This is a genomic window from Taibaiella chishuiensis, assembly GCF_003014535.1.
GTDB lineage: Bacteria > Bacteroidota > Bacteroidia > Chitinophagales > Chitinophagaceae > Taibaiella > Taibaiella chishuiensis.
Window position 1 is genome coordinate 24,053 of the sequence record NZ_PYGD01000016.1, and the last position, 25,470, is coordinate 49,522.

The 25,470-nt window shown below is 52.1% G+C and carries 21 protein-coding genes; 12 read left to right on the plus strand and 9 right to left on the minus strand.

From position 1 onward, the window contains the following. Positions 1-9 precede the first annotated feature (9 nt). The 3 genes from thiH (at position 10) to B0I18_RS24260 (ending at position 3,021) form a co-directional block, all read left to right on the plus strand. Complete coding sequence (thiH, locus tag B0I18_RS24250) at positions 10-1,137, plus strand: 2-iminoacetate synthase ThiH (RefSeq protein ID WP_106525366.1); 1,128 nt, start codon at positions 10-12, stop codon at positions 1,135-1,137. 7 nt (positions 1,138-1,144) lie between these two features. After that, positions 1,145-1,858, plus strand: coding sequence for a HesA/MoeB/ThiF family protein (locus tag B0I18_RS24255; protein WP_181358608.1), 714 nt, complete (start codon positions 1,145-1,147; stop codon positions 1,856-1,858). 89 nt (positions 1,859-1,947) lie between these two features. Then, on the plus strand, positions 1,948-3,021 hold the full coding sequence (locus tag B0I18_RS24260; protein WP_106525368.1) for an NAD(P)H-dependent flavin oxidoreductase: 1,074 nt from the start codon (positions 1,948-1,950) through the stop codon (positions 3,019-3,021). On the opposite strand, the gene B0I18_RS24265 is transcribed toward B0I18_RS24260, so the two are convergent. Further along, complete coding sequence (locus tag B0I18_RS24265; RefSeq protein WP_106525369.1) at positions 3,018-4,214, minus strand: DUF2252 domain-containing protein; 1,197 nt, start codon at positions 4,212-4,214, stop codon at positions 3,018-3,020. The two genes, B0I18_RS24260 and B0I18_RS24265, sit on opposite strands and share 4 nt — an antisense overlap. Positions 4,215-4,344: 130 nt before the next feature. On the opposite strand from B0I18_RS24265, the gene B0I18_RS24270 reads away from it, so the two are divergent. The 4 genes from B0I18_RS24270 to B0I18_RS24285 all read left to right on the plus strand — a co-directional run bounded on the left by B0I18_RS24270 (position 4,345) and on the right by B0I18_RS24285 (position 8,195). After that, positions 4,345-4,899 (plus strand): hypothetical protein, encoded by a 555-nt coding sequence (locus tag B0I18_RS24270; RefSeq protein ID WP_146146867.1) that lies wholly within the window; start codon positions 4,345-4,347, stop codon positions 4,897-4,899. 9 nt (positions 4,900-4,908) lie between these two features. Next, entirely contained in the window at positions 4,909-5,439 is a 531-nt protein-coding gene (locus B0I18_RS24275) for a class I SAM-dependent methyltransferase (protein WP_106525371.1), read from the plus strand. A 115-nt stretch (positions 5,440-5,554) separates the two neighbouring features. Then, positions 5,555-7,168 (plus strand): Na+/H+ antiporter, encoded by a 1,614-nt coding sequence (locus B0I18_RS24280; RefSeq protein WP_106525372.1) that lies wholly within the window; start codon positions 5,555-5,557, stop codon positions 7,166-7,168. A 19-nt stretch (positions 7,169-7,187) separates the two neighbouring features. Then, positions 7,188-8,195: a bestrophin family protein gene (locus B0I18_RS24285; RefSeq protein WP_106525373.1), complete on the plus strand. Its 1,008-nt coding sequence runs from the start codon at positions 7,188-7,190 to the stop codon at positions 8,193-8,195. 1,030 nt (positions 8,196-9,225) lie between these two features. Here the strand turns inward: B0I18_RS24285 and B0I18_RS24295 are convergent. The 4 genes from B0I18_RS24295 to B0I18_RS24310 form a co-directional block, all read right to left on the minus strand. Continuing rightward, positions 9,226-11,469 (minus strand): Tex family protein, encoded by a 2,244-nt coding sequence (locus B0I18_RS24295; RefSeq protein ID WP_106525375.1) that lies wholly within the window; start codon positions 11,467-11,469, stop codon positions 9,226-9,228. 63 nt (positions 11,470-11,532) lie between these two features. Further along, positions 11,533-12,096, minus strand: a complete 564-nt coding sequence (locus B0I18_RS24300) for an L-threonylcarbamoyladenylate synthase (protein ID WP_106525376.1) — start codon at positions 12,094-12,096, stop codon at positions 11,533-11,535. Positions 12,097-12,271: 175 nt separating this feature from the next. Further along, a complete protein-coding gene (locus B0I18_RS24305; RefSeq protein WP_181358609.1) occupies positions 12,272-14,530 on the minus strand; it encodes a reprolysin-like metallopeptidase in 2,259 nt (752 codons plus the stop codon). Positions 14,531-14,689: 159 nt separating this feature from the next. Further along, a complete protein-coding gene (locus B0I18_RS24310; RefSeq protein ID WP_106525378.1) occupies positions 14,690-15,274 on the minus strand; it encodes a hypothetical protein in 585 nt (194 codons plus the stop codon). A 175-nt stretch (positions 15,275-15,449) separates the two neighbouring features. Between B0I18_RS24310 and pheT the strand changes: the two genes are divergently transcribed. The 4 genes from pheT to B0I18_RS24330 all read left to right on the plus strand — a co-directional run bounded on the left by pheT (position 15,450) and on the right by B0I18_RS24330 (position 19,464). Then, a complete protein-coding gene (gene pheT / locus B0I18_RS24315) occupies positions 15,450-17,858 on the plus strand; it encodes a phenylalanine--tRNA ligase subunit beta (protein WP_106525379.1) in 2,409 nt (802 codons plus the stop codon). A gap of 10 nt (positions 17,859-17,868) precedes the next feature. Continuing rightward, on the plus strand, positions 17,869-18,144 hold the full coding sequence (locus B0I18_RS24320) for a cell division protein ZapB (protein ID WP_106525380.1): 276 nt from the start codon (positions 17,869-17,871) through the stop codon (positions 18,142-18,144). 8 nt (positions 18,145-18,152) lie between these two features. Beyond that, complete coding sequence (locus B0I18_RS24325; RefSeq protein ID WP_106525381.1) at positions 18,153-18,707, plus strand: DUF6452 family protein; 555 nt, start codon at positions 18,153-18,155, stop codon at positions 18,705-18,707. Positions 18,708-18,816: 109 nt separating this feature from the next. Next, a complete protein-coding gene (locus B0I18_RS24330; RefSeq protein ID WP_106525382.1) occupies positions 18,817-19,464 on the plus strand; it encodes a DUF6048 family protein in 648 nt (215 codons plus the stop codon). 73 nt (positions 19,465-19,537) lie between these two features. Here the strand turns inward: B0I18_RS24330 and B0I18_RS24335 are convergent, their stop codons facing one another. The 3 genes from B0I18_RS24335 to B0I18_RS24345 all read right to left on the minus strand — a co-directional run bounded on the left by B0I18_RS24335 (position 19,538) and on the right by B0I18_RS24345 (position 23,677). After that, positions 19,538-21,652 (minus strand): endonuclease MutS2, encoded by a 2,115-nt coding sequence (locus tag B0I18_RS24335; protein WP_106525383.1) that lies wholly within the window; start codon positions 21,650-21,652, stop codon positions 19,538-19,540. 162 nt (positions 21,653-21,814) lie between these two features. Continuing rightward, on the minus strand, positions 21,815-22,573 hold the full coding sequence (locus B0I18_RS24340; RefSeq protein WP_106525384.1) for a zinc ribbon domain-containing protein: 759 nt from the start codon (positions 22,571-22,573) through the stop codon (positions 21,815-21,817). Positions 22,574-22,576: 3 nt separating this feature from the next. After that, entirely contained in the window at positions 22,577-23,677 is a 1,101-nt protein-coding gene (locus tag B0I18_RS24345) for a Nif3-like dinuclear metal center hexameric protein (protein WP_106525385.1), read from the minus strand. Positions 23,678-23,777: 100 nt separating this feature from the next. Here B0I18_RS24345 and B0I18_RS24350 point away from each other — a divergent pair, with 100 nt between their 5' ends. Further along, positions 23,778-24,095 carry an eCIS core domain-containing protein gene (locus B0I18_RS24350; protein ID WP_106525386.1) on the plus strand — a complete coding sequence of 106 codons (318 nt, stop codon included), beginning with the start codon at positions 23,778-23,780 and terminating at the stop codon, positions 24,093-24,095. Here B0I18_RS24350 and B0I18_RS24355 read toward each other — a convergent pair. After that, positions 24,089-25,411, minus strand: coding sequence for a bifunctional folylpolyglutamate synthase/dihydrofolate synthase (locus B0I18_RS24355; RefSeq protein WP_106525387.1), 1,323 nt, complete (start codon positions 25,409-25,411; stop codon positions 24,089-24,091). The genes B0I18_RS24350 and B0I18_RS24355 overlap by 7 nt on opposite strands. Positions 25,412-25,470: the final 59 nt, after the last annotated feature.

The window sequence follows — 25,470 nt, forward strand, 5'->3', positions numbered from 1 at the left end:
GCAGCACCTATGTTTACCGAAATATTCGAGCAATACAACTGGGAAACCGTAACCGAAAGCATCCTGGCCAAGACCGCCGCCGATGTAGAGCGGGCCCTGGCCCGGCAGAAGCGTAACCTGGAAGACTTTAAAGCGCTGATATCGCCGGCTGCCCTGCCCTACCTGGAACAGATGGCGCAACTCAGCCGGCTGGCCACGCAAAAGCGCTTCGGCCGGACCATCCAGATGTATGCACCAATGTACCTGAGCAACGAATGCCAGAATATCTGTACCTATTGTGCCTTCAGCCTGGACAATAAGATCAAACGCAAAACGCTGGGTAATGCCGAGATCCTGCTCGAAGCCGATGCTGTCAAAGCCATGGGCTACGACCATATCCTGCTGGTGACCGGCGAGGCCAACCAGACAGTAGGTGTGCCTTACCTGGCCAACGCGCTGCGCCTGGTACGGAGCCGGTTTTCGAATATCTCGATCGAAGTGCAGCCGCTCGACCAGGATGAGTATGAAACGCTGATTGCAGAAGGTTTGTACAGTGTATTGGTGTACCAGGAAACCTACAGGAACGATACGTATAAACAACATCACCCCAAAGGCAAGAAATCCAATTTCCGTTACCGCCTCGAAACGCCCGACAGGCTGGGCAAAGCAGGTATCCATAAAATTGGGCTGGGCACGCTGATCGGGCTGGAAGACTGGCGTACCGATTGTTTCTTTACTGCGCTGCATCTTTCTTATCTCGAAAAAACGTACTGGCAAACCCGCTACTCGATATCTTTTCCCCGGTTGCGACCCATAGCCATCGACCAGGCCGGCACTACGATACACAAGGACTTTGACCGGTATATGAACGACAAAGAACTGGTACAACTGATCTGCGCCTACCGGTTATTCAACGAAGAACTCGAGCTATCGTTGTCCACAAGAGAGGAGGCCACCTTCAGGGACCATATCGTACCGCTGGGTATTACGAGTATGAGCGCCGGCTCTAAAACCAACCCGGGCGGCTATGTAGTAGCCCCCGAAACACTGGAACAATTTGAGATATCGGACGAACGCAGCCCGGCAATTATTGCCGACATGATCCGCCAACAGGGTTATGAGCCCGTATGGAAAGACTGGGATAAAACATTCAGATAAGATTTTTATGCAAACCGCAGAAGTGATCCGCTACAGCAAACAGCTGATGCTGGACGATATTGGGCCGGCAGGACAACAACGGCTTAAACAGGCGAAAGTATTGGTAATCGGCGCAGGCGGCCTGGGCTGTCCGCTGCTGTTGTACCTGAATGCCACAGGTATAGGTACCCTGGGCTTTGCCGATGCCGATACCGTCGATGCCACCAACCTGCACCGCCAGGTATTGTACCGGCAGGAAGATACCGGGCGCAAAAAAGTAAAGGCAGCGCAGGAACGGCTTGCCGCACAAAATCCTTTTACAGAGCTGATCGCGCACGATACCGCGATAGATGCAGCAAACGCCGCAGCACTGTTCGCAGGTTATGATATCATCGTTGATGGTTGCGACAACTTCGGTACACGTTATATCGTAAACGATGCCTGTGTAGCCGCTGCCAAACCCTTGGTCTATGGCAGCATTCTGGGTTACGAAGGCCAGCTGGCCGTATTCAATCATAAAGGCTCGGGCCAGCTCCGCGATATCTTCCCCAATCCGCCCGAACCGGGCGATGTACCCGACTGTTCGGAAAACGGCGTGCTGGGTACCGTACCCGGCATTATAGGCCTGCTGATGGCCCAACAGGTAATCGACCTGGTACTGGACCGCTGCACCCTGACCAATCTCTTCCTGATCCTGGATACGCGCAGCCTGGATAAAACGGAACTGCGGTACGGCGCATAGCCATACCTGGCAGCCGGATAAAACTTAACAAAGTTTATAGCAGCGGCGAACGCCTGGTGTCTTGTAATTTTGCAGGAAACACCATCCATATGACCTGGGACCAGACCATACCTGTACGCTTAAACATCCAATACCCCATTATACAAGCCCCCATGCTGGGCATTACCACACCCGGCATGGTGGTGGCCATTGCCGAAGCCGGCGGACTGGGCTCCTTACCGGTGGGCGGTTTGTCGCCGGAAACTACCCTGCAACTGATCCGTAAGGTAAAAGCCGGTACCGGCAAGCCTTTTGCCGTTAACCTGTTTACCCACGATATCCCCGCTATCGACATCAACGAGACCGATGCCATGCAGGACTTCCTGGAAGCGCTTTCCGACGAGCATTACCTGGGTTATGAACGACAGGATGTGGCCGGTTTTAAATTTCACACCTACAAGGAACAGATCGAAATTCTGGTCCGCGAAAACATAACCGCGGTCAGTTTTACTTTTGGCATACCCGATGACGAGAGCATTGCACAGCTGAAATCGGCCGGCATCCTGCTGATCGGTACGGCTACCTCGGTAAAAGAGGCCCTGCTGCTGGAAAGTAAAGGCATCGATATGATCGTGGCGCAAGGTATAGAAGCCGGTGGCCACCGCGGCAGTTTCCTCGACGACGAGCCGTTGCCCCAGGTAGGTACGCTGGCCCTGGTACCGCAGATATGCGACCGGGTAACAATACCGGTTATTGCTGCGGGTGGCATTTATAACGGCGTTACGATACGGGCCGCCTTTGTATTGGGCGCCGTAGGCGTGCAGATCGGATCGGCCTTCCTGGCCAGCCCCGAAAGCAGCGCCATACCTGCGTTTAAGACAGCATTACCCGGCAGTACCGAAACGGATTCGGAACTTACCCGTGCATTTTCAGGAAGATGGGCGCGCGGATTGCGCAACAGCTTTATGGAAGCCATGGCCAACTCGGGCCTGCAGATACCGGTATATCCCGTTCAAAACAGCCTGACCGGTAAATTAAGGGCTTATGCCCAACAGAAAGATAAGATGCAGTTTACCAGCCTCTGGGCCGGGCAGGCGGCGGCGCAGGCCAAACCCTGGCCTGCAGCCGACATCTTTAACGACCTGGTGCGCCAGGTAGAAGCCGCATACCCGCAACCCGCCTAGTGAACAGCCTGTTGGTAGGCTTTTACATAGGCCTCGTACTGGCGCAGCATTCTTTTGGCCATACCCGCTGCATAACGCATCAGCCGTGGATGCCATGTCCCGGCATCCTGTGCAAAAGCAATCAGGGTATCGGCATCGGAAGCGCCCTGCCGGCCCGAGCTTCTCAGTTGCGCCGCAGCATTGAGCCGCGCCATGGTATTGAGAATAGCGGCCAGCTTTTTCTTTTTGCCCTTACCCAGGCTTAGTTCCATACGGTCCTGCGTGGGCTGCAGTTCCTTTACCACGAAGTCGGCGCCTTTAAAGGAAAAGGCGTGCAACCAGGCCGGGGCCACGTATTGCTGCCTGTTTTGCAGGGTAATGATCCGTTGTGCTTCGGAGGTCCATACCGGTTGTTCGAGTGGTGTATAAGGCGCTACCGACGAGGGTCTGGCCTCTTTGATATCGGTCAGGTGGTAGGTACCGGAGGCTACTTTCAATACCAGCGCCGCATAACGCTGCAAGCCGATACTGCCCGTACCCGCTACCCGGACGGCTATATCCCGGATCCGGAATACGCCTTTACCATATTGCTCCGTAAACCGTTCGTCCAGCGCCGCTTTCAGCTCTTTCTTCAAAGTTGTATCCACCGGCAGCAGTTTTATGCCATCGGGGTACAGGTACAGCCGTCCCTTGCGCAAAGCCGTTCTGGGTTTAAGCAATTCTTTTTCGCTGCGGCGGGCTACATTACGTAACAATTCCAGCAACAGGCCCGATGCGGTCTCTTTTTCTACGGCAAGCGCTTTACCGGATTGTAAGGTAAGCGTATAGGTTGTGAGATAGTCCTGCACCAGTTCCGCTACGATGGCGGTATCAAGCGCCAATACATGTCCGGCAAGGTGAATACCCGTCAACATACGGGCTACTTCCCAGGAAGCCGGCGCCAGCAGTGCTTCATCAAAGTCGTTGAGATCGAAATAAACAACACGGTTATCGCCTTTATAGGTACCGAAATTTTCGGGATGAAGATCGCCGCATATCCAGGCCCGGGTGGGATCTTCCCAATCCTGCCTGCCCTGCAGGTCTTCGTAAAACAAATGACAGGTGCCGCGGTAAAACCGGAAAGCGTCCTGGGCCATAGCGGCATATTTCAATAAAACCAGCTCCGGTACACGGTCGCTGTTAAATGCCTTTATTTTTTCAAATACGGAAGCCATATGCAGATCATTTTAAGCGTGAAAGCCGGCATCGATCCCGGTTGTTCCCGAAAATTACAGAACTTTGCGCAATCCTGTCCTGTTATATACTTTGAAATATTTCCGGGTATATCACGTTAAGGTATCTCGTATGACAACAGCAACTTCCAATCCCGCCCCGGCACGGCTTTCTTTACCCCGGTTTATAACCGCTCTGCTTTTCGCATTGTTCCTTATGCCGCAGACCGGCCGGGCGCAGGCTGCCTTCGATACCGAATCGGAAGAGCTGGTTGCGGTGCAAAGAATGATCAATGAAACCTTTCCCGACATAGAGGCGCAGTTGAAAACGGGAAAACCGCTGCCACCGCAGGCCACCTTGATTATGGCCGACGATAGCCTGGGCAGCGTGGACCTGGCCACACCCGAAAAACTTTCGGGCACTGAAAGTAAAGTGGCCGCATTAAAAGAGGAACTGAGCATTGGTGCCTTAAAAGGTACTTATAAAGCTGTAGCGATCTTTTACGATACTACCGTAGCCAACCCCGAAACCGGTGTGATGACCCGGGCCATCGCCATTTTTGCAGAACATACCAACGACGACTTTGCCTACCTCTTTTACTATCCCTACCGGGTTACGGCCAAGAAAACCGTAGAGTTCGGTACCAGTTTCGGCGATTTTGCCCCACAGGAAATGTATAAACCCTGATCCGGCGCCATGCAACTTAAAGAAGCCCGGGAGCTGATCTCCTGCCCTATATTCGAACAACAGCCGGATCATGCCCGATGGGCCGATCTGGGCTGTGGCCCGGGCCTGTTCAGTTATGCGCTTTCGGGCTTGTTACCAGCAGACAGCAGCGTGTATGCGATCGATAAAGAACCCGTATTCGATGCCTTTATGTTTCCAGGAAAAGGCAATAATATCCACGCGCTGCAATACGATTTCATAAACGAGACCCTGCCCCTTCATGACCTGGACGGATTGCTGATGGCCAATGCCCTGCATTATGCAAGCGACCGGGATGCGCTGCTGGACCGGCTTACCCGGTATGTAAAGCCGGCCGCCCACCTGCTCGTTGTCGAGTATGATACGGAAACGCCTGTGCCCGTTTGGGTGCCCTACCCGCTAAGCTTTGCCGCCCTTGGCCGTTTATGCAAAGCCAAAGGATTAAAGGCCCCGCAAAAGCTACAGACCTTACCTTCACGTTTTGGCCGCGGCAACCTGTATGCTGCACTGGTCGCCTTGTAAGAGAGCTTTCCACTCTGCACATAGAATTAACAAAAGTATCATTTACCTTATATGGGTGCAAATCAGTATGCATTTACTATTTTTGGTGCGATTTATCCCAGAAACCGTTACCCGCATGCTGAATACTTTACTACTTATCCTGGTCCTGTTGTTTGCCGTGTTCCTGCTGATTATGCTCGGGCAGAAACTCAAGATCTCCTATCCTATTTTCCTGGTGCTTGCCGGGTTGGCTATCGGGTTTATTCCCGGCATACCGCGTATTACCATCGAACCCGAACTGATCTTCCTGATCTTCCTGCCGCCGCTGCTGTATGAGGCAGCCTGGTTTACCTCCTGGCATGAGTTCTGGAAATGGAGAAGGCCCATCGGGATGCTGGCCTTCGGCCTGGTTTTTATTACCTCCGTGGCCGTAGCCTTCGTATCCAACGCGATGATCCCCGGTTTTACCCTTGCCCTGGGTTTCCTGCTGGGTGGTATCATATCGCCGCCCGATGCCGTAGCGGCCGGTTCGGTGCTGCGTCATATCAAAGTGTCTAAAAGATTAACGACCATACTGGAGGGCGAAAGCCTGATCAATGATGCATCGAGCCTTATCGTATTCCGTTTTGCACTGGCGGCGGTACTTACGGGTCAGTTCTCGATGGGCCAGGCCACGGGGCAGTTCTTCCTGGTATCGGGCATGGGTATCGTTATCGGCCTGGCCATAGCCTGTATTATGTACGCCGTACACCGCTACCTGCCTACTACGGCCAGTATCAATGCCACGCTTACCCTGATGACGCCTTACTTTATGTATATCGCGGCGGAGCACTTTCATTATTCGGGGGTGATGGCGGTAGTGAGCGGCGGCCTTTTCCTGTCGTACCGCTCGCACCAGATCCTGTCGCACAGCGACTCGCGCATGCAGGCCTATAGCGTATGGGCCACCGTAGCCTTCGTGCTGAATGGCCTGGTATTTATCCTTATCGGCTTGGAGCTGCCGGAGATTATTGATGGCCTGGGCGATTACTCCATCGGCGACGGTATCAAATACGGCCTCATCATCAGTGCCATCGCCATTATCGTGCGCCTGCTCTGGGTCTTTCCCATTGCCTATGTACCCGTATGGCTGGGCAACCGGAAACGCATGGACCCGCTCAACCCGCTCTGGAAGGGCCCTACCATCATTGGCTGGGCCGGTATGCGCGGCGTGGTATCACTGGCCTCGGCCCTGTCTATTCCCCTGCTGCTGAGCAACGGCAGTCCTTTTCCGCATCGCAACCTTATTCTCTTTATCACCTTTATCGTCATCCTGGTTACCCTGGTGTTCCAGGGCCTTACGCTTCCGCTGGTGATCAAATGGGTAAAGATGAAAGAGATCGAAGATTTTGCCCCGGCACATGAGCAGGAGGCTGCCATTAAAATACGCCTGATGCAGGCCGGGTTGAAAAGGCTCGAAGAGCAATATGCCTTCGAAGCTGAAGACAATGAGCTGGTGGGCTTCCTGAAGAACCAGCTCGACCATGATGTGGTTATCTCGCAACAACGGCTCGACTCGCTGGAATGTGATACTACCATGCAGGAAGAGATTGAGCTGTACCATGCCGTATTGCTGGATATCTACGCCATACAACGCCTCGAACTGCACAAGCTCCGTACGGAAAAACAATTCAGCGACGAGGAAATACGCAGGCAGGAAAACCAACTCGACTTTGAAGAAGCCAAGATACTGGGCGGTAATGGTCATTAATTAAACAACAAACATACCTATGCACGCTGGACGTCGTTATACTTTTAAGGAATTTATATTCTGGACCCGCAGGGACATTTATGCGCTCAGCATCCTGTCTGTTATTCCTACTGTATTATATTATTGCTTTGGCTGGAAATGGCTGGCCATACCCTGGGTACCCATTGCCCTGATCGGCACGGCCGCCGCCTTTATCGTGGGCTTCCGCAATACGCAGACCTATAACCGGCTCTGGGAAGCACGCCAGATCTATGGCGCTATCGTAAACACCAGCCGCTCCTGGGGCATGATGGTGCGGGGTTTTGTAAAAGGCGACATTACCGATGCCGCGCTCTATGAACTGCACCGCGAGCTGATCTACAGGCATATTGCCTGGCTTACCGCCCTGCGCTTCCAGTTACGGGAATCGCGGACCTGGGAAAATATGAAGGTCATTAAGTCGAACGTGGAGTACAGCAGGCTGTACCATGTGGCAGAATGGGAAGGCAAGCTGGAAGATGAACTGCGGCCCTTTCTTCCGGCGAAAGAGCTGGAATATGTGCTGGGCAAGAAGAACCGGGCTACCCATATCATCAGCCTGCAGTCGCAGCAATTGAAAACATTGCGCGAGCGCGGCCTGGTATCGGAACTGAACGCGATCGAGCTCGAACAACTGCTGGTCAACCTTTATGAGCAACAGGGTAAATGCGAGCGGATCAAGAACTTCCCGTACCCACGGCAGTTCGCTACCATCAACCAGATGTTTGTACGCCTGTTTTCCTTCCTGATCCCATTTGGAGTATTGAACGAATTCCAGAAGTTAGGCGCGCATATGGTCTGGCTCACCCTGCCCTTCAGTGTTACCGTTGGCTGGATCTTTATGACGATGGAACGTGTGGGCGAGAGTACGGAAAACCCTTTTGAAGGCAGCGCCAACGACGTGCCCATAACCTCGATGAGCCGTACCATAGAGATCGACCTGCGGGAAATGCTCGATGAACAAAATATACCACCGGCTATCGGTCCGCAAAATAATATCCTGTTGTAAAGCAGAAAAGTTGGCGACCAGATCAAAATGCCTTGTATTTCATTTTATTGCTTCGATAAGGGACGCTTCATAAATTTGAGCCCTAACCGATAGAACAGCCAACAACCTGAGGCAACAGGGAGCAATGAACGGCTGCATTTAAATAGATTAAAGCCGTGATCCGCGTCCTTTATGCTGTGTGCGGGATTCTTTGCAGGGTACGTCGCGGGAACGAACGCTTTACCGACACTTCCAGTCAGGCGAAAAAAACAAAGCATCATATTGGGTCCGACAAAATCTATCCCTGTTTTTTCTCGCCGCGGCGCAGCGATCGCTGCGGGAAAAAATAAAATTCACAGGATCACATTCGCTCGCCAGGACCTGGTGTTGCAGTAGATTTATCTATCCTGAATAGCTTAATAGCATCAAATGCGTATCGCTACCGACCAGATAAACTGCCACCCACGCGCAACGTCCTTTAAAGGAGACGTCGCGACGAAAATCGACCGACCTGTTTGAGGGCCCACGGTGACGCAGCGATCGCTGCGGGAAAAAATGAAATTCACAGGATCACATTCGCCCGTCCGAACCTGGTGTTGCAGTAGATTTATCTATCCTGAATAGCTTAAATGCTTCCTATTGGATATCCCCGCAGGGTCTCCCGCAAAGGGACCCTGCGGAAGGCAGGCTACAACAGCAGTAAATAGCATCAAATGCGTATCGCTACCGACCAGATAAACTGCCACCCACGCGCAACGTCCCTTAAAGAAGCCGTCGCGACGAAAATCGACCGACCTGTTTGAGGGCCCACGGTGACGCAGCGCTCGCTGCGAGAAAAAACGAAATTCACAGGATCACATTCGCCCGTCCGAACCTGGTGTTGCAGTAGATTTATCTATCCTGAATAGCTTAAATGCTCCCTATTAATTTTCCCTGAATAAATAATAGAAAAACACAACTGCCTGCCCGGTTTTTAATACCCCCAAAAGATTCCGCCTGATCCTAAAAAAGCGGGGCTGCCATGGCAGCCCCGCTTTGGGTATCCCGGTATTTATTTGCCAAACTTTTTACGCAGCTGGCTCAGCGCATCATTGATGTTAGCGCTTTCCGGTTCTTTTTCTTTTTGTTTGGGTTTATGGCCCTGCTCGCGTTTAGGCCGGCCCTGCATATTAGGCGGGTCCTGCGTTTGCTTGATCGAAAGAGCAATACGTTTACGCGGCAGATCTACTTCGGTTACCTTTACCATCACCTTATCGTTAAGCTTCAGTACCTCGCCCGGATCGCTGATGTATTTATGCGCGATCTCCGATACATGCACCAGCCCGTCCTGCTTTACACCAATGTCGACAAAGGCGCCGAAGCGGGTAAGATTGGTAACGATACCGGGCACGATCATACCGGCATATACATCTTCGATCGCATAGATACCGGCAAACTCGAAGGCCTGCGCCTCGCTGCGCGGATCGAGCCCCGGCTTTTTCAATTCCTTCAGGATATCCTGCAAGGTATGCAGACCTATGGTTTCGGTTACATATTGTTGTACAGGAATATGGTTAACCACCTTTTCGTTACCGATCATATCGCCCAGGGCAATACCGGCATCTTTGGCCATCTGCTCTACCACTTTGTACGACTCGGGATGTACCCCGCTTGCATCCAGGGGATTTTCGCTTTCCTTGATGCGCAGGAAGCCGGCGCATTGTTCGAAGGCTTTATTACCCAGGCGCGGCACTTCCAGCAATTGTTTACGGCTGGTGAACCGGCCCCGTTCTTTACGGTATTGTACAATATTTTCGGCGATAGAAGGACCGATACCGCTCACATAACTCAGCAGGTATTTACCGGCCGTATTCAGGTTTACCCCAACCGCGTTCACACAACTCTCTACGGTCTGGTCGAGACGGTCTTTTAAGCGTACCTGGTTCACATCATGTTGGTACTGTCCTACGCCGATGCTTTTCGGGTCTATCTTTACCAGTTCGGCCAGCGGATCCATCAGCCTGCGGCCGATGCTTACCGCACCGCGCACCGTAATATCCTGGTCCGGAAATTCTTCGCGGGCCAGTTCGGATGCAGAATAGATCGAGGCGCCGTCTTCGTTGACCAGGAATACCGGTAAGCCGGTCTGCAGGCCTTTGATAAACTGTTCCGTTTCGCGGCCGGCAGTACCATCGCCTATCGCAAAGGCTTCGACCTGGTATTTGGCAACCAGGCTGCGCACCTTGGCTTCCGCTTCGGTAAGCCTGAAGTTCTTTTCGTGTACATAAATGAGACCGTTTTCCTGCAGCTCGCCTTTTTCGTCGAGCACCACCACCTTACAACCGGTGCGGTAGCCAGGGTCGATGGCCAGGGTGCGCTTACTGCCCAGGGGCGACGAAAGCAGCAACTGGCGCAGGTTTTCGGCAAATACGCTGATCGCCTCTTCATCGGCCTTTGTTTTGAGCGCCATACGGAACTCGCTTTCCAGGCTTGGCTGCAACAGGCGCCTGTAAGCATCTTTTACAGCCTTCTTCACGTGTTCGGCTGCCGGGTTACCGGCCTTTACATAACGTTGTTCGACCTTCAGCAGTGCGGCTTCTTCCTCCGGTGCAATGGACATACGCAGGAAGCCTTCCATAAAGCCCCGCATGATGGCCAGCATCCGGTGCGAGGGTATTTTAGATACCGGCTCCGAGAAGTCGAAATAATCTTTGAACTTGATCCCTTCTTCTTCTTTACCACTTAGTATTTTGCCCTGAACTTCGCCGCCCTGTTCAAACAGTTTACGCATATCGGCACGCACCTCCGCATCTTCATTTACCAGCTCTGCGATAATATCGCGGGCGCCCTGCAAGGCAGCATCGGCATCGGCTACTTTATCATTAACATAAGCCAGGGCTTCAGCCTGCGGATCAATACCCGCCTGCTGCAGCAGGAGCTGCGCGAGCGGCTCCAGGCCGTTTTCACGGGCGGTCTGCGCCTTGGTCTTGCGTTTGGGCTTATAAGGCAGGTAGATATCTTCCAGCTCGTTCAGGCTCGAAGCAGCATCCAGCCTGGCCTGCAGCGCATCGGTCATTTTGCCTTGTTCGGCGATGGTTTTTTCTATAAATAATTTACGGTCGGAAAAGTCCTGCTGGAACTTTGCTTCTTCCTGGATATTCTGGATCTGTACTTCGTCCAGGGCGCCGGTCTTGTCTTTACGGTAACGGGCTATAAAAGGAATCGTGGCGCCTTCCGACAATAAGCCGAGCACGGCGGCAACCTGCTGTTCCGGTATATTCAACTTGGCCGAAACAGGATGAGAAAATGCTAACATAAGGCTATTATACAGTTCTAATAATCATGCAAGGGGGGCGAAGGTAAAGAAATTACGATAGAATCAGTCCCGGATCACCGTAGTGCTGCCGTCGGCCTGTATTCTTAAAATGCGGGATGGCGGCGCTGCGGCCTCTTCACCCCTGCGATGGTCTACGATATAATCGACACGGCCCTTCAGTACCGGGTCGATCGTGGCAAAAGAAGCAGGCGAAGGCGCTCCGCTGATATTGGCAGAAGTAGATACCAAAGGCCGCTTCAGCCTTTTGATCAGGCTTTTACAAAAAGGATCGCGGGTTACGCGTATGGCGATGCTGCCGTCCTGGTTCACCAGGTTATCGGGCAGCCCGATGGCTTGCTCATAGATGACGGTAGTCGGTCTTTCGAAAGCAAAGATCATGCTTACGATATCGGGATGCGGGTTGGCTACATAACGGAAAACATCTTTGGCTTCGGCCAGCAGGATAATGAGACTTTTAGCATCGTCGCGTTCCTTGGCTTCGTAGATCTTACGCACCGCGGCAGCATTGGTGGCATCGCAGCCAATGCCCCATATAGTATCTGTGGGATAAAGGATAATGCCGCCTGATTCCAGCACGGCAAGGGTTTTATTAATCTCGGTATTCATTATAAACAAACAGGCCTGTTAGGCTAAGGTAGCTTAACAGGCCTGTAAAATCAAAAATTTATGGTTTTAGTCCCCGCTTTTAAGAAAATTTAAAAAGATACCCGGGGGGTATGATCCTGTGTTACACCAATAAGACCACTTTGGGCATCGCTTTAGGTCATGGGTTACACGCGGATTATTTCAGCGAGATACGCTTGGTAGCCGTACCGCCCTGGCGGTCGTCGTGGCATTGCAGGTAATACATGCCCCTGGCCAGGTTTTGTACCGGGATCACGATCTCGTTGTCCATAGCGGCCTGCCATACTTTCTGTCCCACGGCATTATACAGTACCAGGTTCAACTTACCGGTACCTGCATGTTTTACGGTCACTTCGTTGCTGGCCGGGTTAGGATACAGGCTCAGTCCCTGTTCCAGGGTAATATCTGCCAGCGAGGTACCGCCGGTTATGGTAAAGTTCTGGTCGGAAATATCGAAAAAGATATTACCTGCACCTTTTACCTTGATCCTGGCCGTAGTGCTGTTGTGGCCTGGAATCAGTATGGAAGCGCTGCCGGTATTGGGCACGCCGGTAGCCAGTGTATAAGGGAAGGTATAACCACCGTCGGTCGACAGGAAGATATCTACATTCGGCGTATTGATCGGCGCTGCATCGGTCTGGGCCACATCCCAGGTAATCGTGGTATTGGTATTGGCAGTGAGTGTTGTATTGGTATTGGGAGCCGTTACCCGGAAAGGCGTACCGGTATTGATCACAGTGGCGGTTACCACATCGTCTGCCAGGCTAAAGGCGCCCCAACCGTTAACGATGCTACGTGCACTCACCTTGAACTTGAGCGTACGGGCTGCCGCAGGCAGGCGCTCTCCTTTATAGGCAATGGTATTGGTCAGTACATAGTTGATCCTTGGAAAAATACGAACCCTCGAGGTATCGGGGAAGAAGCTGCGGAACGAAGGTCCTGTCTGGAAAGTATCGCTCCTGTTTTCGGATTGCCTGTAATTACCGAGGTCCCATTGCTCCCAGCAATACTCCATCGTATCGGACTGGCCAATGGTAGCCTGCGGCGCCTGGAGTTCGAAAGGTGTTTTATACGGGATGGTATATGTTGCCTGGATAGCTGGTAACACCGGGGGGGTATAGTTTGCAGTACCCACACCACAGGTGGGACCGCCGCCACCAAAGAAGCCGGTGGTAATGAAGGAGCTCATCTCATCGAGGCTTTTGTTGTGAAAATAGGCATCGCTGTTGTTCTGCACATTATTCACGAACCCGCAGATACCGGCATAGGCCATAATGGTGGTACCACCGCCGGGCTCATAAGCCGTAGTCTGGTTTTCGTTGCCGGAGCAAAAGTTAAACGTATGGTTGGCCCCGAACTGGTGTCCCATTTCGTGTGCCACATAATCCACATCGTAAGCATCGCCTACAGGATTGGGCGAACCAGTACCGCCCCTGGCTTTACCACCGGTACGGCATACGCAACCCAGCGAGGCCAGGCCTCCGTCGGGACTGGTGCTGAACACATGACCGATATCGTAGTTTGCAGTGCCGATGCGCTGGTCCACCACTACCTGGTTCTCGTCGAGCAGATCGCCCAGGTCATTGTTATTAAAAGGATCCGAAGTCGGGTTGAGGAAGATAAGGGTATCGTTATTGCCGATCATTTCCATGGTCACGGCAGCCTCTCTTTCATAAATGCCGTTAACGCGGTTCATGGTCGTTACCATAGCGCTCAGTACGCTCACTTTTGTAGGCGTGGCGCCGCCTACAGCCTGGGCATACTCGCCGGTGCAGGATACGGCAAGCCTGTATTTCTTGCGGGTATTACCATGCGACTTGGGCAACAGCGGCGGCAGGGTGCCGTCGATTGTGGTAGGACCTACGCCCTGTGCATCTTTGAGCTCGTCGCCACCGACGGCACAAGGCATCAGTTTTTCGAGCGGACGGCGATAATCCTGTTTATAATAAACGGTATAGTAACCATCGGCGGTATTGCTGTACGGATCAATCATATAAGTGGCGCCTTTGTCAAACACCATAGCATGAAAGCCGTTAAGGGTATAGTCGATTTTGGCCGTTACTGCCGGGTTATCCGCAGCTCTTGCCGTAAAGGTCTGGATGCCCGGGTAGCGCGCCTGGAGCCCGGCTTCCATTACCGGTGTCTTCCATACGAGGAACTGTTGGGTTTTACCCTCGGGTGTAGGCAAGGCCAGCACGCCGGCCTGTTCCGGTTTGTCGGACAATCCCGACAGGAAGGTAAAAACAGCGGTCTGGTTTAACGTTTGTAACTTATAGTGATCAGGCTTGAGTATTTGTTCTCCTTTCGACGGTGCAACAGTTCCTTCAAACGGTTTCCAGAAATCAGCAGCATAGCTTCTTACAGACAGCAGGGGCAAGGCAAGTGCCCATGCTATTGCCAGACTTTTTCTTTTCATACACTTTTTTAATGCGTTTTTAATATAAATGGTATTTCGGCAAGTTATTTTAATATTCCGGTTATCACATCTTAAATGCGGCCAACAGGTCATATGCTGCGATGAAAAAAGAAAATCAGGCGCCCGGGCCGTAAGGCATTCGGGAAACATTGCTTTGGATTATCCTTTGAAATAAGGATTTTTTTCTATGCCCGCGTCTTCTTTTTTATACACAAGATAATACTTCTGTTTCCCGCTGTTCCAGGTCGAAAGCAGGTATACCGTTCCATTCCAGGTAACTTCTGCCCGGAGATCGGTACCGTTATAGTCCAGGCGCAACAGTCCGCCGTTCGGGTTCGTTACGGCCTGCCCTTTCAGGGATACCAGTTCCGGATATCTTGCGGCAAGTTCCGCGGCCATGGTCTGGGCATTGGCCAGTACGAACGCGGTACAGCCTAAGCCCCCGGGCAGGGGTATTGCCATTTGCAAGGTACCGTCCGGGGCGCTTTTCGCGGCTTTCAGGAATTCCTTGAGTTGCTTTTCTTCAATGGTGTAGATGGTATAGGCGGCAGGGAGTTTTGCCGTGCCCGAGGCGGGCTTTAGTTTCAGGTGGGTGGTTGCCGTAATTTTCTGCCAGGCAGCTGCTTTGCCACGAACCGTTATACCGCATACGGATTGCGCCTTTTTGCCCTGTGCAATGGCTATACTACCGGTTGCCGTTACGATCCAGCCCGAAAGCAGGAGTACCTTGCATAATTTACTCATGGTACGAAGTTACCTATTTAGACAACAAGAAATTCAACAGGCTTTACACTAATTAACGATACGCGTCCTAGTTTAACGTCATGTTTAAAATTTAATATTAGCCCCAAAGCTTTTCTATACTTCAACTTTATAGAGTAACTTTACCCCCTCAAAAACATTACAGAACAGTTTATTTATGCAGATTGCCTACAGTTGGTTGATGGATTACCTGCCCCAGCCGGTGTCTATTGAAGAATTAAGTAAAATATTGACAAGTATCGGGCTGGAAGTAGAAGGTTATGAAAAAGCCGAAGCCATACCCGGCAGCCTCGCCGGCCTTGTGATCGGCCAGGTAATGACCTGCGTCCCCCACCCGAACGCCGATAAATTAAAGATCACCACTGTAGATATCGGCGGAGCTGCCGTTGTACCCGTAGTGTGCGGCGCCGCCAATGTAGCTGCCGGCCAGAAGGTAGTGCTGGCGCCCGTGGGCGCTACGGTACACCCGACCAGCGGCGAACCCTTCCCGATCAAAAAAGCCAAGATCCGGGGCGAAGCCAGCGAAGGCATGATCTGCGCCGAGGACGAGATCGGCCTGGGTACCAGCCACGAAGGTATTATGGTGCTGCCGGAAGACGCTGTAGTGGGCACCCTCGCCAAAGACTATTTCAATATACCCGAATCGGATTATACCATCCATATCGGCCTTACGCCCAACCGCAGCGATGGCAACAGCCATATCGGTACGGCACGCGACGTATGCGCCTACCTGCGCCACCATACCGGCACAACCGGCGAGGTGCGTTATCCCGAAGCCGGTATAACAACGCCGGGCACCGATAGCCTGCCGATGACCATTGTGATCGATCAGCCCGAAGCCTGCCCGCGTTATGCCGGCGTATCCATATCCGGTGTAACGGTGGGTGCATCGCCGGAATGGCTGAGCGAAAGACTCAAGACCATCGGCATACGGTCGATCAACAATGTAGTCGATATTACCAACTATGTATTGCACGAATATGGCCAGCCGCTGCATGCCTTCGACTACGATAAAATATCAGGCCACCACATCAGCGTGGGCTTCGAGCCGGAGGGCGCTAAATTCACTACCCTAGACGACAAGGAACGTACCTTGCGCGGCGAGGACCTGATGATCCGGGATGCAGCACAGGGCATAGCTATGGCCGGTGTATTCGGCGGTGCGGGCACAGGCGTGTCCGATGCCACCACCAATATTTTCCTGGAAAGCGCCTATTTCAACCCGCGTACCATCAGGCGCACATCCATGCATCATGGCCTGCGCACCGATGCCGCCACCCATTTCGAAAAAGGCGTGGATATGGCCCAGGTAATACCAGCCCTGAAACGTGCTGCGGCACTCATTGCCGAACATGCAGGCGGTACCATTGCCTCTGCCGTTTATGATGTATACCCGCAAAAACTGGAAGCAAAAACGGTAGCCGTAAAATACGATTATATCAACAACATCTGCGGTAAAGCGTATGGCCAGGAAGCGGTCGATACGATCCTTACTGCGCTTGGTTTCCGGATACTCGAGCAAAACAGCGGAACGCTGGTACTCGAAGTGCCATCGAACAAACCGGATGTAAAACAACCCGCCGATATTGCAGAAGAAGTATTGCGCATCGATGGGCTGGATAACGTAGCGATCCCTTCGCGCCTCAACATTTCCCTGCAACGCCGGCCCGCGCCCGTTGCCCGCAAATGGAAAGAGCGTATGGCCAGCTACCTGAGCAGCGCCGGCCTGCAGGAGATCGTTACCAACTCGATCACCAACAGCCGCTATTACCCCGAAGACATGCCGGTAGTACGGATGATCAACAGCCTGTCGAGCGAACTGGACATTATGCGCCCTGCCCTGCTCGAAAGCGGCCTGGAAGTAGTAGGCTATAACGTAAACCGCAAGGCGCAGGATCTTAAACTCTACGAGTTCGGCAATATCTACCGGCAGGACAGCGTTGGTAAATACGCACAGACCGCGAAACTGGCGATCTGGGTTAGCGGTAATACCAACGGCCAGCATTGGCAGCATGCCGCCCGGCCATCTGATATCTATTACATCAAAGGCATTGTAGACAATCTCTTCAGCCTTTGCGGCATCAGTAAGGTACAGCAAACCGCCGAAGATGGCCTGTTGAGCTGGAAGCGCGGCAAGAACCTGATCGCCAGGGCACTGCCGGTTGCCGCCGATAAACTGAAGGCATTCGACATCAAACAGGATGTGTTTTATGCAGAGATCGATATCGAAGCTTTTGTAGAAGCAGCCGAAGCCGTAAAGGTAAAATACAGCGAATTGCCAAAATTCCCGTCGATGCGCCGCGACCTGGCGCTTGTACTGGATAAAAACGTACCTTACAGCAAGGTAGCGGCTATTGCCGATGCCAGGAAGTGGGAAGCGTTAAAAACCTATGAGCTGTTCGATGTATTCGAAAGTGAAAAAATAGGCCATGATAAAAAGTCGCTGGCCCTGAGTTTCACCTTCCAGCTTAAGGAGCGTACCCTTACCGATGAAGAAGTAGATACCATGATGCAGGAGCTCATAGCCCTGTACCAGAAAGATTTACAAGCAACCATCAGAGCTTAATCAGGCTTTCATGCAGGAACTGGAACTGTTACAGCAAAAACTGGATGCCCTTATCAGGCGTTTTTCTGCCTTGCAGGCAGAGAACGAACGTTTGGAAAAAAGCAGGCAGCAATTGTCCGGCGTCATTACCGGCCAGCAACAGAAGCTGGAACAGTTGGAGACCCTCCTGCGTTCGCAGTCGGTGGCGCTGGGCGCCGCCGACATGACCGGCGAACAGAAAGAACAGCTGAGACAGCACCTGGAGCAACTGATCGGCGAGATTGACAAGAATATTGAAATGCTGTAAATAACAACATGGCCAAAAAGAATACCGTCGTATTTCTGTTTATTATGATCCTGCTGGGCAGCCTGGGCTGGGCATCCTGCGAGCCCAAGGAACCCGAGTGCTACCAGCCGGTTAATGTTACCCTCATATCGGGTTTCGTAGGGCGCGATACGGTAAGGATCGTCGATTCCGCTACCAATACCGATACCTTCCAGCTCCAATATACCCCGCGTCGCCTGCTCAGCCCGGGCATGTACGCGCTTGATGTCGATTCGCTCTATTCGGTAATAGGTAGTGCCAATGGTGAAGACCGCCTGTCGGTACCGCTTAATCCCCGTTCCGACAGTATGCGTTACCGCTTCCTGGCCGATACCTCCAGGAAAGCAGCAGCCGATACGCTCACCTTCTACTATACCTCCAGCGTGCATTTTATATCCAACGACTGCGGGTATACCAATTATTATCAACTCGACAGCGTGCACACGACCAAAAATGTAGTGGATTCCATAGCGCTGGTCAATAATGCAGTAACCAATAACCAGACCAACCAGGCCAGACATGTCCAGCTTTACTTTTTTGACTAGTAGGGCACAACGCTTTATCCCCCTGTTAACCGCTTGCCTCGTCTTGCTGTGCGCAGGGGTATGTCCCTCCCCTGTATGGGCACAGGCTACTCCCCCATCCGACACAACCGTGGCAACGCCGGCACCGGATACCGCAGCAACAAAAAAGCTGCCGAAACTGCCTTATGTCCACCAGTTCCGCCTCGGTTTCGACCTGGGGCGTGTCGCTTTTAATTTGATGTATCCCAGCCGCCAGGGTTACGAGATCCAGGCAGACTATGCCATGCGGGGCAAGCTCTATGCCGCTGCCGAAGGCGGCTTCGGCCGGGGCAGGATCGACTACGACAACCTGAAATATACTACCAGCAGCTATTTCGTACGCATCGGTATCGACCAGTCTGTATTGGACCGCCTGGGAGCCTATGATTTCGACATGGCCTTTATCGGCGTACGGTACGGCATCGGTATGGGCCAGCTGTCTGAAGCCACTTACCTGGTGCCTTCCCTGTTCGGCCCTCCTGCAGAGGGCAGTGTACCTGGCAAAAATTATACCGTACATTGGGGTGAGATCGTGGGCGGTATTAAAGTAGAAGTGGGCAAAGGCATATTCGTGGGCTGGAACTTCAGGGGCAGGTTTATGTTTAATGCCGGCACCTTTAAAGAGCTCGCACCAAATTATATCGCCGGTTATGGCAAGGGCGACAAATCCACGGTATTCGATTTTAACCTTTACCTCAGTTATGCCATAAGATGGAACAAACAAAAAAGCAGCCTTTAAAGGCTGCTTTTTTAGGACGACTCATGGTCACCAGTAACATCATCAGTAGGCGTCCTATATCAAGGTACTTTACCTACTTTTTGGTTTTCTGTATTTTCTTCTCTTCTACGGTAATCCATTCTTCCAGGGTAACGGTAAAGGGCATCTGGCCAATCTTAACGACACCTTTCTTACCCTTGATCTCGACAAGACGGCCCACCTGGTGATTGGTGGTATTGCGCAACAGGTCGCCTTCCTGGGGCGCCCTGCCCGTAATTTTGAATTTTTTATCTGCTTTGCGGGCTGCCGATTCGTTCTGCTCGATCTGCTTTTTACGGAACAAAATCTTTTCAGCCGACTGGATCACTTCCTGTTTGTTCTCCGACTTCTTCCAATCGTGGATGATCTGCTTAAATTTACGCTCCGTATCCCGCAGGTAATCCAGCTCTTCCTTCTTGATCTTGTTTTGCAATTTCAGGGTCTCGTAATGCTGCTTCAGCCGCTCCTTATCGATCAGGTCTTCGTACTGTTCCTGCAGCTCTTCGTTCTTCCGGATCAGCCGGTCGAGCTGCTTCTCCTTGTCACCCAGCCTTACCGATTGCTGCTCGGTCTGGTACAGCATTTTGTCCAGTTTAAAATGCCCGCGCTCGGTAAGCTGCCTCGCCCGGTCGATCACCTTGGGCGACAGCTCGCTGCGTTGCGCTATGGCAAAGGTATACGAGCTACCCGGCTTGCCGATATTCAGTTGGTACAGGGGTTCCAGTTTCTGCTCATCGAAGGCCATGGCCCCGTTAAAAATACCTGCTACTTTGCCGGCCATCACCTTAAGGTTCAGATAGTGGGTGGTAATAATACCCAATGCCTTTTTGGAAGCCAGCTCTTCCACGATAGCCTCGGCAAAGGCGCCGCCCAGGTTGGGATCGGAACCACTACCCAGCTCATCGATAAAGAACAGGGTCTTGCCGTTGGCAAAATCAAGGAAGTATTTCATATCGCGCAAATGGGCGCTATAGGTACTCAGCTCGTTTTCGATAGACTGGGTATCGCCGATATGGATCATCATCTGCTTAAAGATGCCCATCTCGGATTGCGGGTCTACCGGTACCAGCAGGCCGGCCTGTAACATCAGCTGCAAGAGGCCTACTGTCTTCATCGATACCGTTTTACCACCGGCGTTCGGCCCGCTGATCATCAGGATGCGGTTCTGCCGGTCGAGAGTAACATTAAGCGGTATCACGGGCTTGCCCGCCTGCTTATTATGCAGCAGCAGCAAGGGATGTACGGCTTTTACCAGGTCGGTGACCGGGTGCTGGCTCAGCCGCGGCATATCGGCATTCAGATCCTGGGCCAGCAGTGCCTTGGCGCGTATAAAATCATAGAGCCCGGTAAGGTGATAATAGGCGTCCAGCTGTGGCTGGTATACCGAAAGCTTGCTGGTAGTCTGGGCCAGTATCCTTTGGATCTCGCGGTGTTCGGCACGTTCGAGCGACGACACCTCGTTGTTGAGCTCGATGGTCTCCTCGGGTTCGATAAATACGGTTTTGGACGTATCGCTTTCGCCATGCAGGATACCTTTCACGATGCGTTTATGCTCCGCAAATACCGCCACGGTACGCCGGCCGCTCAAAAAGCTTTCCGAGATATCGGCCAGGTAGCCCTGCTTGTTCAGTTTGCGCAATATACCTTCAAAGGTCTTGCGTAACTGCTGCCGGGTGCGGTCGAGGTCCACACGGATCTGCATCAGGGCCTGCGAGGCATTGTCTTTTACCTGGCCCGAATCGTCGATCACCGCGCTGATGATCAGCGCGATCTCCTTTTCATAAACGATCTTTTCGGCCAGGGCCCGCAGCTGCGGGAACATCTGGTCGTGGTTTTTAAACCAGGTAAGGATGTCGCGGATACAAAGCGCCAGGTTGCGGAATGCGAGCAGCTCTTCGCCTTTCAGGATCGCATTGGTAATGCTCAGCATTTTCAGCTCCCGCTCCACATTACGGGTAAAGTCGTTGGGAAAAGCGCCGCTGCCACCCAGCGTCGATTTGTACTCGAGGGTTTGCTCCAGGGCCATGGATACATATTCCAAGCGGGTATGGAAGCGCAGCTCTTCTACCCTTTTGCGGGCCGCATCGGTGCGGCATTTCTGGAGCAGCAGCAGCCTTATTTTGTTAAACTCTAATTGGTCTAGGGCCTGGGCCGGATATAACTGTAACAATTATTTGAATTTGGTAATGTTAATGATGTTGTTGCAACGGGGACTCGCACCCCGCTTCATTAAAAAAACCGACAAAAAAAGCGACGTTATATAACGTCGCCCAATGTTATTCTTTACGCGATTTTCCTAAAACACAGCATACGCTGTATACACAGGAAAAAATTACAACGCTTTTACGCTATCGTTCAGCTCTGTATCGACCAGGATACGGCCACAGTGCTCACAAACGATAATCTTTTTACGCTGATGGATCTCAGCCTGGCGTTGCGGTGGAATAATATTAAAGCAACCTCCGCAGGAATCACGCATTACCGGTACTACAGCCAGACCATTACGGTAGCTGGTACGGATGCGCTCATATGCGGTCAGTAAGCGTTCTTCAACTTTTGCCTTGGCAGCTTCAGAGCTTTTAGCCAGCTCTTTTTCTTCTGCCTCTGTTTCTTTAATGATTTTGTCTAACTCTTTGCGCTTTAAGTCCAGTACGTCCTGCTTCAGTTCCAGTTGTTTCTGGGTAGTGAGGCGGGAGTTCTGGCTCTCCTGCAGGCGGACCGTCGCGTCTTTTACATGCTTGTCGCACAGCTTTATTTCAAGCTCCTGCATTTCCATTTCTTTCGTGATGGCTTCAAACTCACGGCTGTTCTTTACATTATCCTGCTGCTTTTCGTATTTCTTGATTAATGCTTCGGCTTCCTTCTTGGCTGCTTTGCGGTTTTCGATGTATTCGTTCACACTGTTGATCTCTGAATCAACATTAGATACACGCGTTTGCAACCCTTCTACTTCATCTTCCAGATCGCTAACCTCCATAGGCAATTCGCCTTTCAGGGTTTTGATCTCATCAATTTTGGAATCGATTTTTTGCAGGGTAAGAACTGCGGTAAGTTTTTCTTCGATCGAAAAATCTTTTGCTACAGTAGCCATATATTAGAAAAAATAATTTACAGGGTTCGTATTCAACTTCGTAAAAAGAAGCGCAAAATTAGGGAATTTTTTCTTTATTATTTCAGAAAAAATTTCTATGGTAAATTGCTCACTTTCATAATGTCCTATATCCGCGATAATAATACGGCCTTCGGCATCGAAAAATTGGTGGTACTTGAAATCGCCGGTAATAAAAATATCGGCCTGCTGCCGCAGCGCATCGGGAAGCAGAAAACTGCCCGAACCGCCGCAAACCGCCACTTTGGAGATAGCCGGTACATGCAGGCCGGTATGCCGGATGCAAGCTGTTTTCATTTGTGTTTTCAGGAAATGCAGGAACTCGCCCGCAGGCATGGGTTGCGCCAGCGTACCGATCATACCGGCGCCAATCGTCTGGTTCTCATTTTCGAGCCGCACCAATTCGTAAGCCACCTCCTCGTAAGGATGTTGTTGTTTTAAAGCCGCAAGTACAGCACCGCGCAGATGTCGTGGCACAATTACTTCTACCTTGATTTCCTCGGGTGTTTCGCGCGGACCGCCGGCAGTACCGATTACCGGGTTGCTCTGCTTCGAAGGCCTGAACGAGCCCCTGCCTTTCACCCCAAAGCTGCATTCGCTGTAGGCGCCGATATGTCCCGCACCCGCGGCAAACAACGCATCCAGTACGCCCGCCGCCGCGTCTTCGGGAACATAGGTATACAATTTATACAGGTTGTCGCCGGCAGGCACCAGCACTTTAGTATGCTGTAAACCTAAGCGTTCGGCGATTTTATGGTTTACGCCCTGCTGCATATTATCCAGGTTGGTATGCGCAGCATAAATGGCAATATCATTGCGGATAGCCTTTAAAAGCGTACGCTCTACGTAATTGCGGCCGGTAAGGCTTTTAAGACCGGAGAAGATAAGCGGGTGATGGGCAATGACCAGGTTCAGGTTCTGTGCTATGGCTTCGTCCACCACGGCTTCGGTTACATCAAGGGTAAGCAGCGCCCCGGTTGCTTCGCGGCTGGCATCGCCGGTCTGCAAACCGCAATTATCATATTTTTCCTGGTAAGGTAAAGGAGCAAACTTTTCTATTTCGCTGAGGATATCTTTAATTTGCATATCAGGACAGGGCAATGGCTATTGGTAAATACAAAAATAAGAAGAAATAACCGGAGCCGGCAAGAAAATGCAAGCCCCCTTATTTTCCTGCTTACTATTCATGAAGGTACGTTTAAAAGAAAACAGCTGGATAGCCCGGCTCGCCGCCCGGAAACTGCGTTGCGACCGCGTGGCACTTACGCTGGGCGCTACCATCCATCTCCACAATACCTCGCGCAGCGCGTTCCTGGAAGATACGGGCTGGGTATGTCACGAGCTCAAACACGTGGCACAATACCGGCATTACGGGCTGGTCCGCTTCCTGTTGCTCTACCTGGCCGAAAGTATCCGCAAGGGGTATTACAACAACCGCTGGGAGGTCGAAGCCCGGCTCGCCGAAACAGACCGCCGTTTGCTGGAAGGGGTCACATTTTATTGAAGCACCGTTTCTCCATCCAGCACCTCCATAGCTTCTCCTACAATAAAGAAACTACCGGTAACCAGTATAGTATCTTCGGGCCCGGCGGCTGCACGGGCAGCAGTCAATGCAGCTTTAACATCGGGAAAAGCATTGCCGGTACGGCCCTGCCCTGTAGCCAGTTCCACCAATTGATCTACCGGCATGGCACGCGGTACATTAGCCTGGGTAAAAAAGAACCGGGCCTCGCCGGGAAACAGGCGCAGCGCCGATGCCACATCCTTATCGCTTACGAAACCACATACGATATAGAGATTACCCCCGATACCGGCCGCGCTCAGGTTTTCGTTGAGGTATTTCATGCCATCGGGGTTATGGGCCACATCGAGGATAATATTAGGACGCTGCCTCACCCAATCCCAGCGCCCGCGCAGGCCGGTAGCGGGCTTTACCAAAGCCAGGCTTTCGAGTACCCGTTCGCGGGGCAGGTTCCAGCCATTCCGGTTCAGTAATTCGCAGGCGGTTAGGGCCGTTTTTACATTGTGTAATTGGTAACTGCCCAGCAGATCGGTCTTTACATCATAAATAACCTGGTCGCCCTTATGTACCGCTTTAAAGTACTGGTAGGCATGGTCCTGCCCGTTGCGTACCATATCCCACAGCGTATCGGCATAGTGAATAACCGTATGGCGGTTTAAAGCATGGCGGAAAAAGACGGGCTCCGTTTCTTCATGGCTTTCGCCGACCACTACGGGTACACCTTCTTTGATAATACCCGCTTTCTCGCCGGCGATCTCGGCCAGGGTATCGCCCAGGATCTGCGTATGTTCCAGCCCGATATTAGTAATTACAGAGAGTACGGGGGTGATGATATTGGTACTGTCCAGGCGGCCGCCCAGCCCGGTTTCTATCACGGCTACATCTACCCCGTACTCGGCAAAGGCGGTAAACGCCATAGCCACATTCAGTTCGAAGTAGGAAGGCTGAATGGTGTCGATCAGGGGTTTTACCCGTTCTACAAAGCCGATTACGAAAGCTTCCGGCACGGGTACACCGTTAATACGGATGCGTTCGCGGAGATCGACCAGGTGAGGTGAGGTGTATAAGCCGGTTTTATAGCTCTGGTGTTGCAGGGCAGAGGCGATCAGGTGACTGGTGCTGCCTTTGCCATTGGTGCCGGCAATATGGATACTCGGGAATTTGCGTTCGGGGTGATCCAGCGCATCGCACAGGGCAATGATATTGGTCAGGCCTTTTTTGATCGCTTCGTTGCCCACGCGGGCAAACATAGGTAGCCGTTGCATCAGGTATTCGATGGCCTCCGGGTATGTGCTCATTGCTTTTCTTTTAAGTGCGTTGGGCCCAAAGGTATTATCGAAATAACAAGCTACAAAAA

Bases quoted from the DNA above. Each gene is read 5' to 3' on its own strand.
- thiH (WP_106525366.1), top strand. From the start codon at position 10: ATGTTTACCGAAATATTCGAGCAATACAACTGGGAAACCGTAACCGAA.
- B0I18_RS24255 (WP_181358608.1), top strand. From the start codon at position 1,145: ATGCAAACCGCAGAAGTGATCCGCTACAGCAAACAGCTGATGCTGGAC.
- B0I18_RS24260 (WP_106525368.1), top strand. From the start codon at position 1,948: ATGACCTGGGACCAGACCATACCTGTACGCTTAAACATCCAATACCCC.
- B0I18_RS24265 (WP_106525369.1), bottom strand. From the start codon at position 4,214: ATGGCTTCCGTATTTGAAAAAATAAAGGCATTTAACAGCGACCGTGTA.
- B0I18_RS24270 (WP_146146867.1), top strand. From the start codon at position 4,345: ATGACAACAGCAACTTCCAATCCCGCCCCGGCACGGCTTTCTTTACCC.
- B0I18_RS24275 (WP_106525371.1), top strand. From the start codon at position 4,909: ATGCAACTTAAAGAAGCCCGGGAGCTGATCTCCTGCCCTATATTCGAA.
- B0I18_RS24280 (WP_106525372.1), top strand. From the start codon at position 5,555: ATGCTGAATACTTTACTACTTATCCTGGTCCTGTTGTTTGCCGTGTTC.
- B0I18_RS24285 (WP_106525373.1), top strand. From the start codon at position 7,188: ATGCACGCTGGACGTCGTTATACTTTTAAGGAATTTATATTCTGGACC.
- B0I18_RS24295 (WP_106525375.1), bottom strand. From the start codon at position 11,469: ATGTTAGCATTTTCTCATCCTGTTTCGGCCAAGTTGAATATACCGGAA.
- B0I18_RS24300 (WP_106525376.1), bottom strand. From the start codon at position 12,096: ATGAATACCGAGATTAATAAAACCCTTGCCGTGCTGGAATCAGGCGGC.
- B0I18_RS24305 (WP_181358609.1), bottom strand. From the start codon at position 14,530: ATGAAAAGAAAAAGTCTGGCAATAGCATGGGCACTTGCCTTGCCCCTG.
- B0I18_RS24310 (WP_106525378.1), bottom strand. From the start codon at position 15,274: ATGAGTAAATTATGCAAGGTACTCCTGCTTTCGGGCTGGATCGTAACG.
- pheT (WP_106525379.1), top strand. From the start codon at position 15,450: ATGCAGATTGCCTACAGTTGGTTGATGGATTACCTGCCCCAGCCGGTG.
- B0I18_RS24320 (WP_106525380.1), top strand. From the start codon at position 17,869: ATGCAGGAACTGGAACTGTTACAGCAAAAACTGGATGCCCTTATCAGG.
- B0I18_RS24325 (WP_106525381.1), top strand. From the start codon at position 18,153: ATGGCCAAAAAGAATACCGTCGTATTTCTGTTTATTATGATCCTGCTG.
- B0I18_RS24340 (WP_106525384.1), bottom strand. From the start codon at position 22,573: ATGGCTACTGTAGCAAAAGATTTTTCGATCGAAGAAAAACTTACCGCA.
- B0I18_RS24345 (WP_106525385.1), bottom strand. From the start codon at position 23,677: ATGCAAATTAAAGATATCCTCAGCGAAATAGAAAAGTTTGCTCCTTTA.
- B0I18_RS24350 (WP_106525386.1), top strand. From the start codon at position 23,778: ATGAAGGTACGTTTAAAAGAAAACAGCTGGATAGCCCGGCTCGCCGCC.
- B0I18_RS24355 (WP_106525387.1), bottom strand. From the start codon at position 25,411: ATGAGCACATACCCGGAGGCCATCGAATACCTGATGCAACGGCTACCT.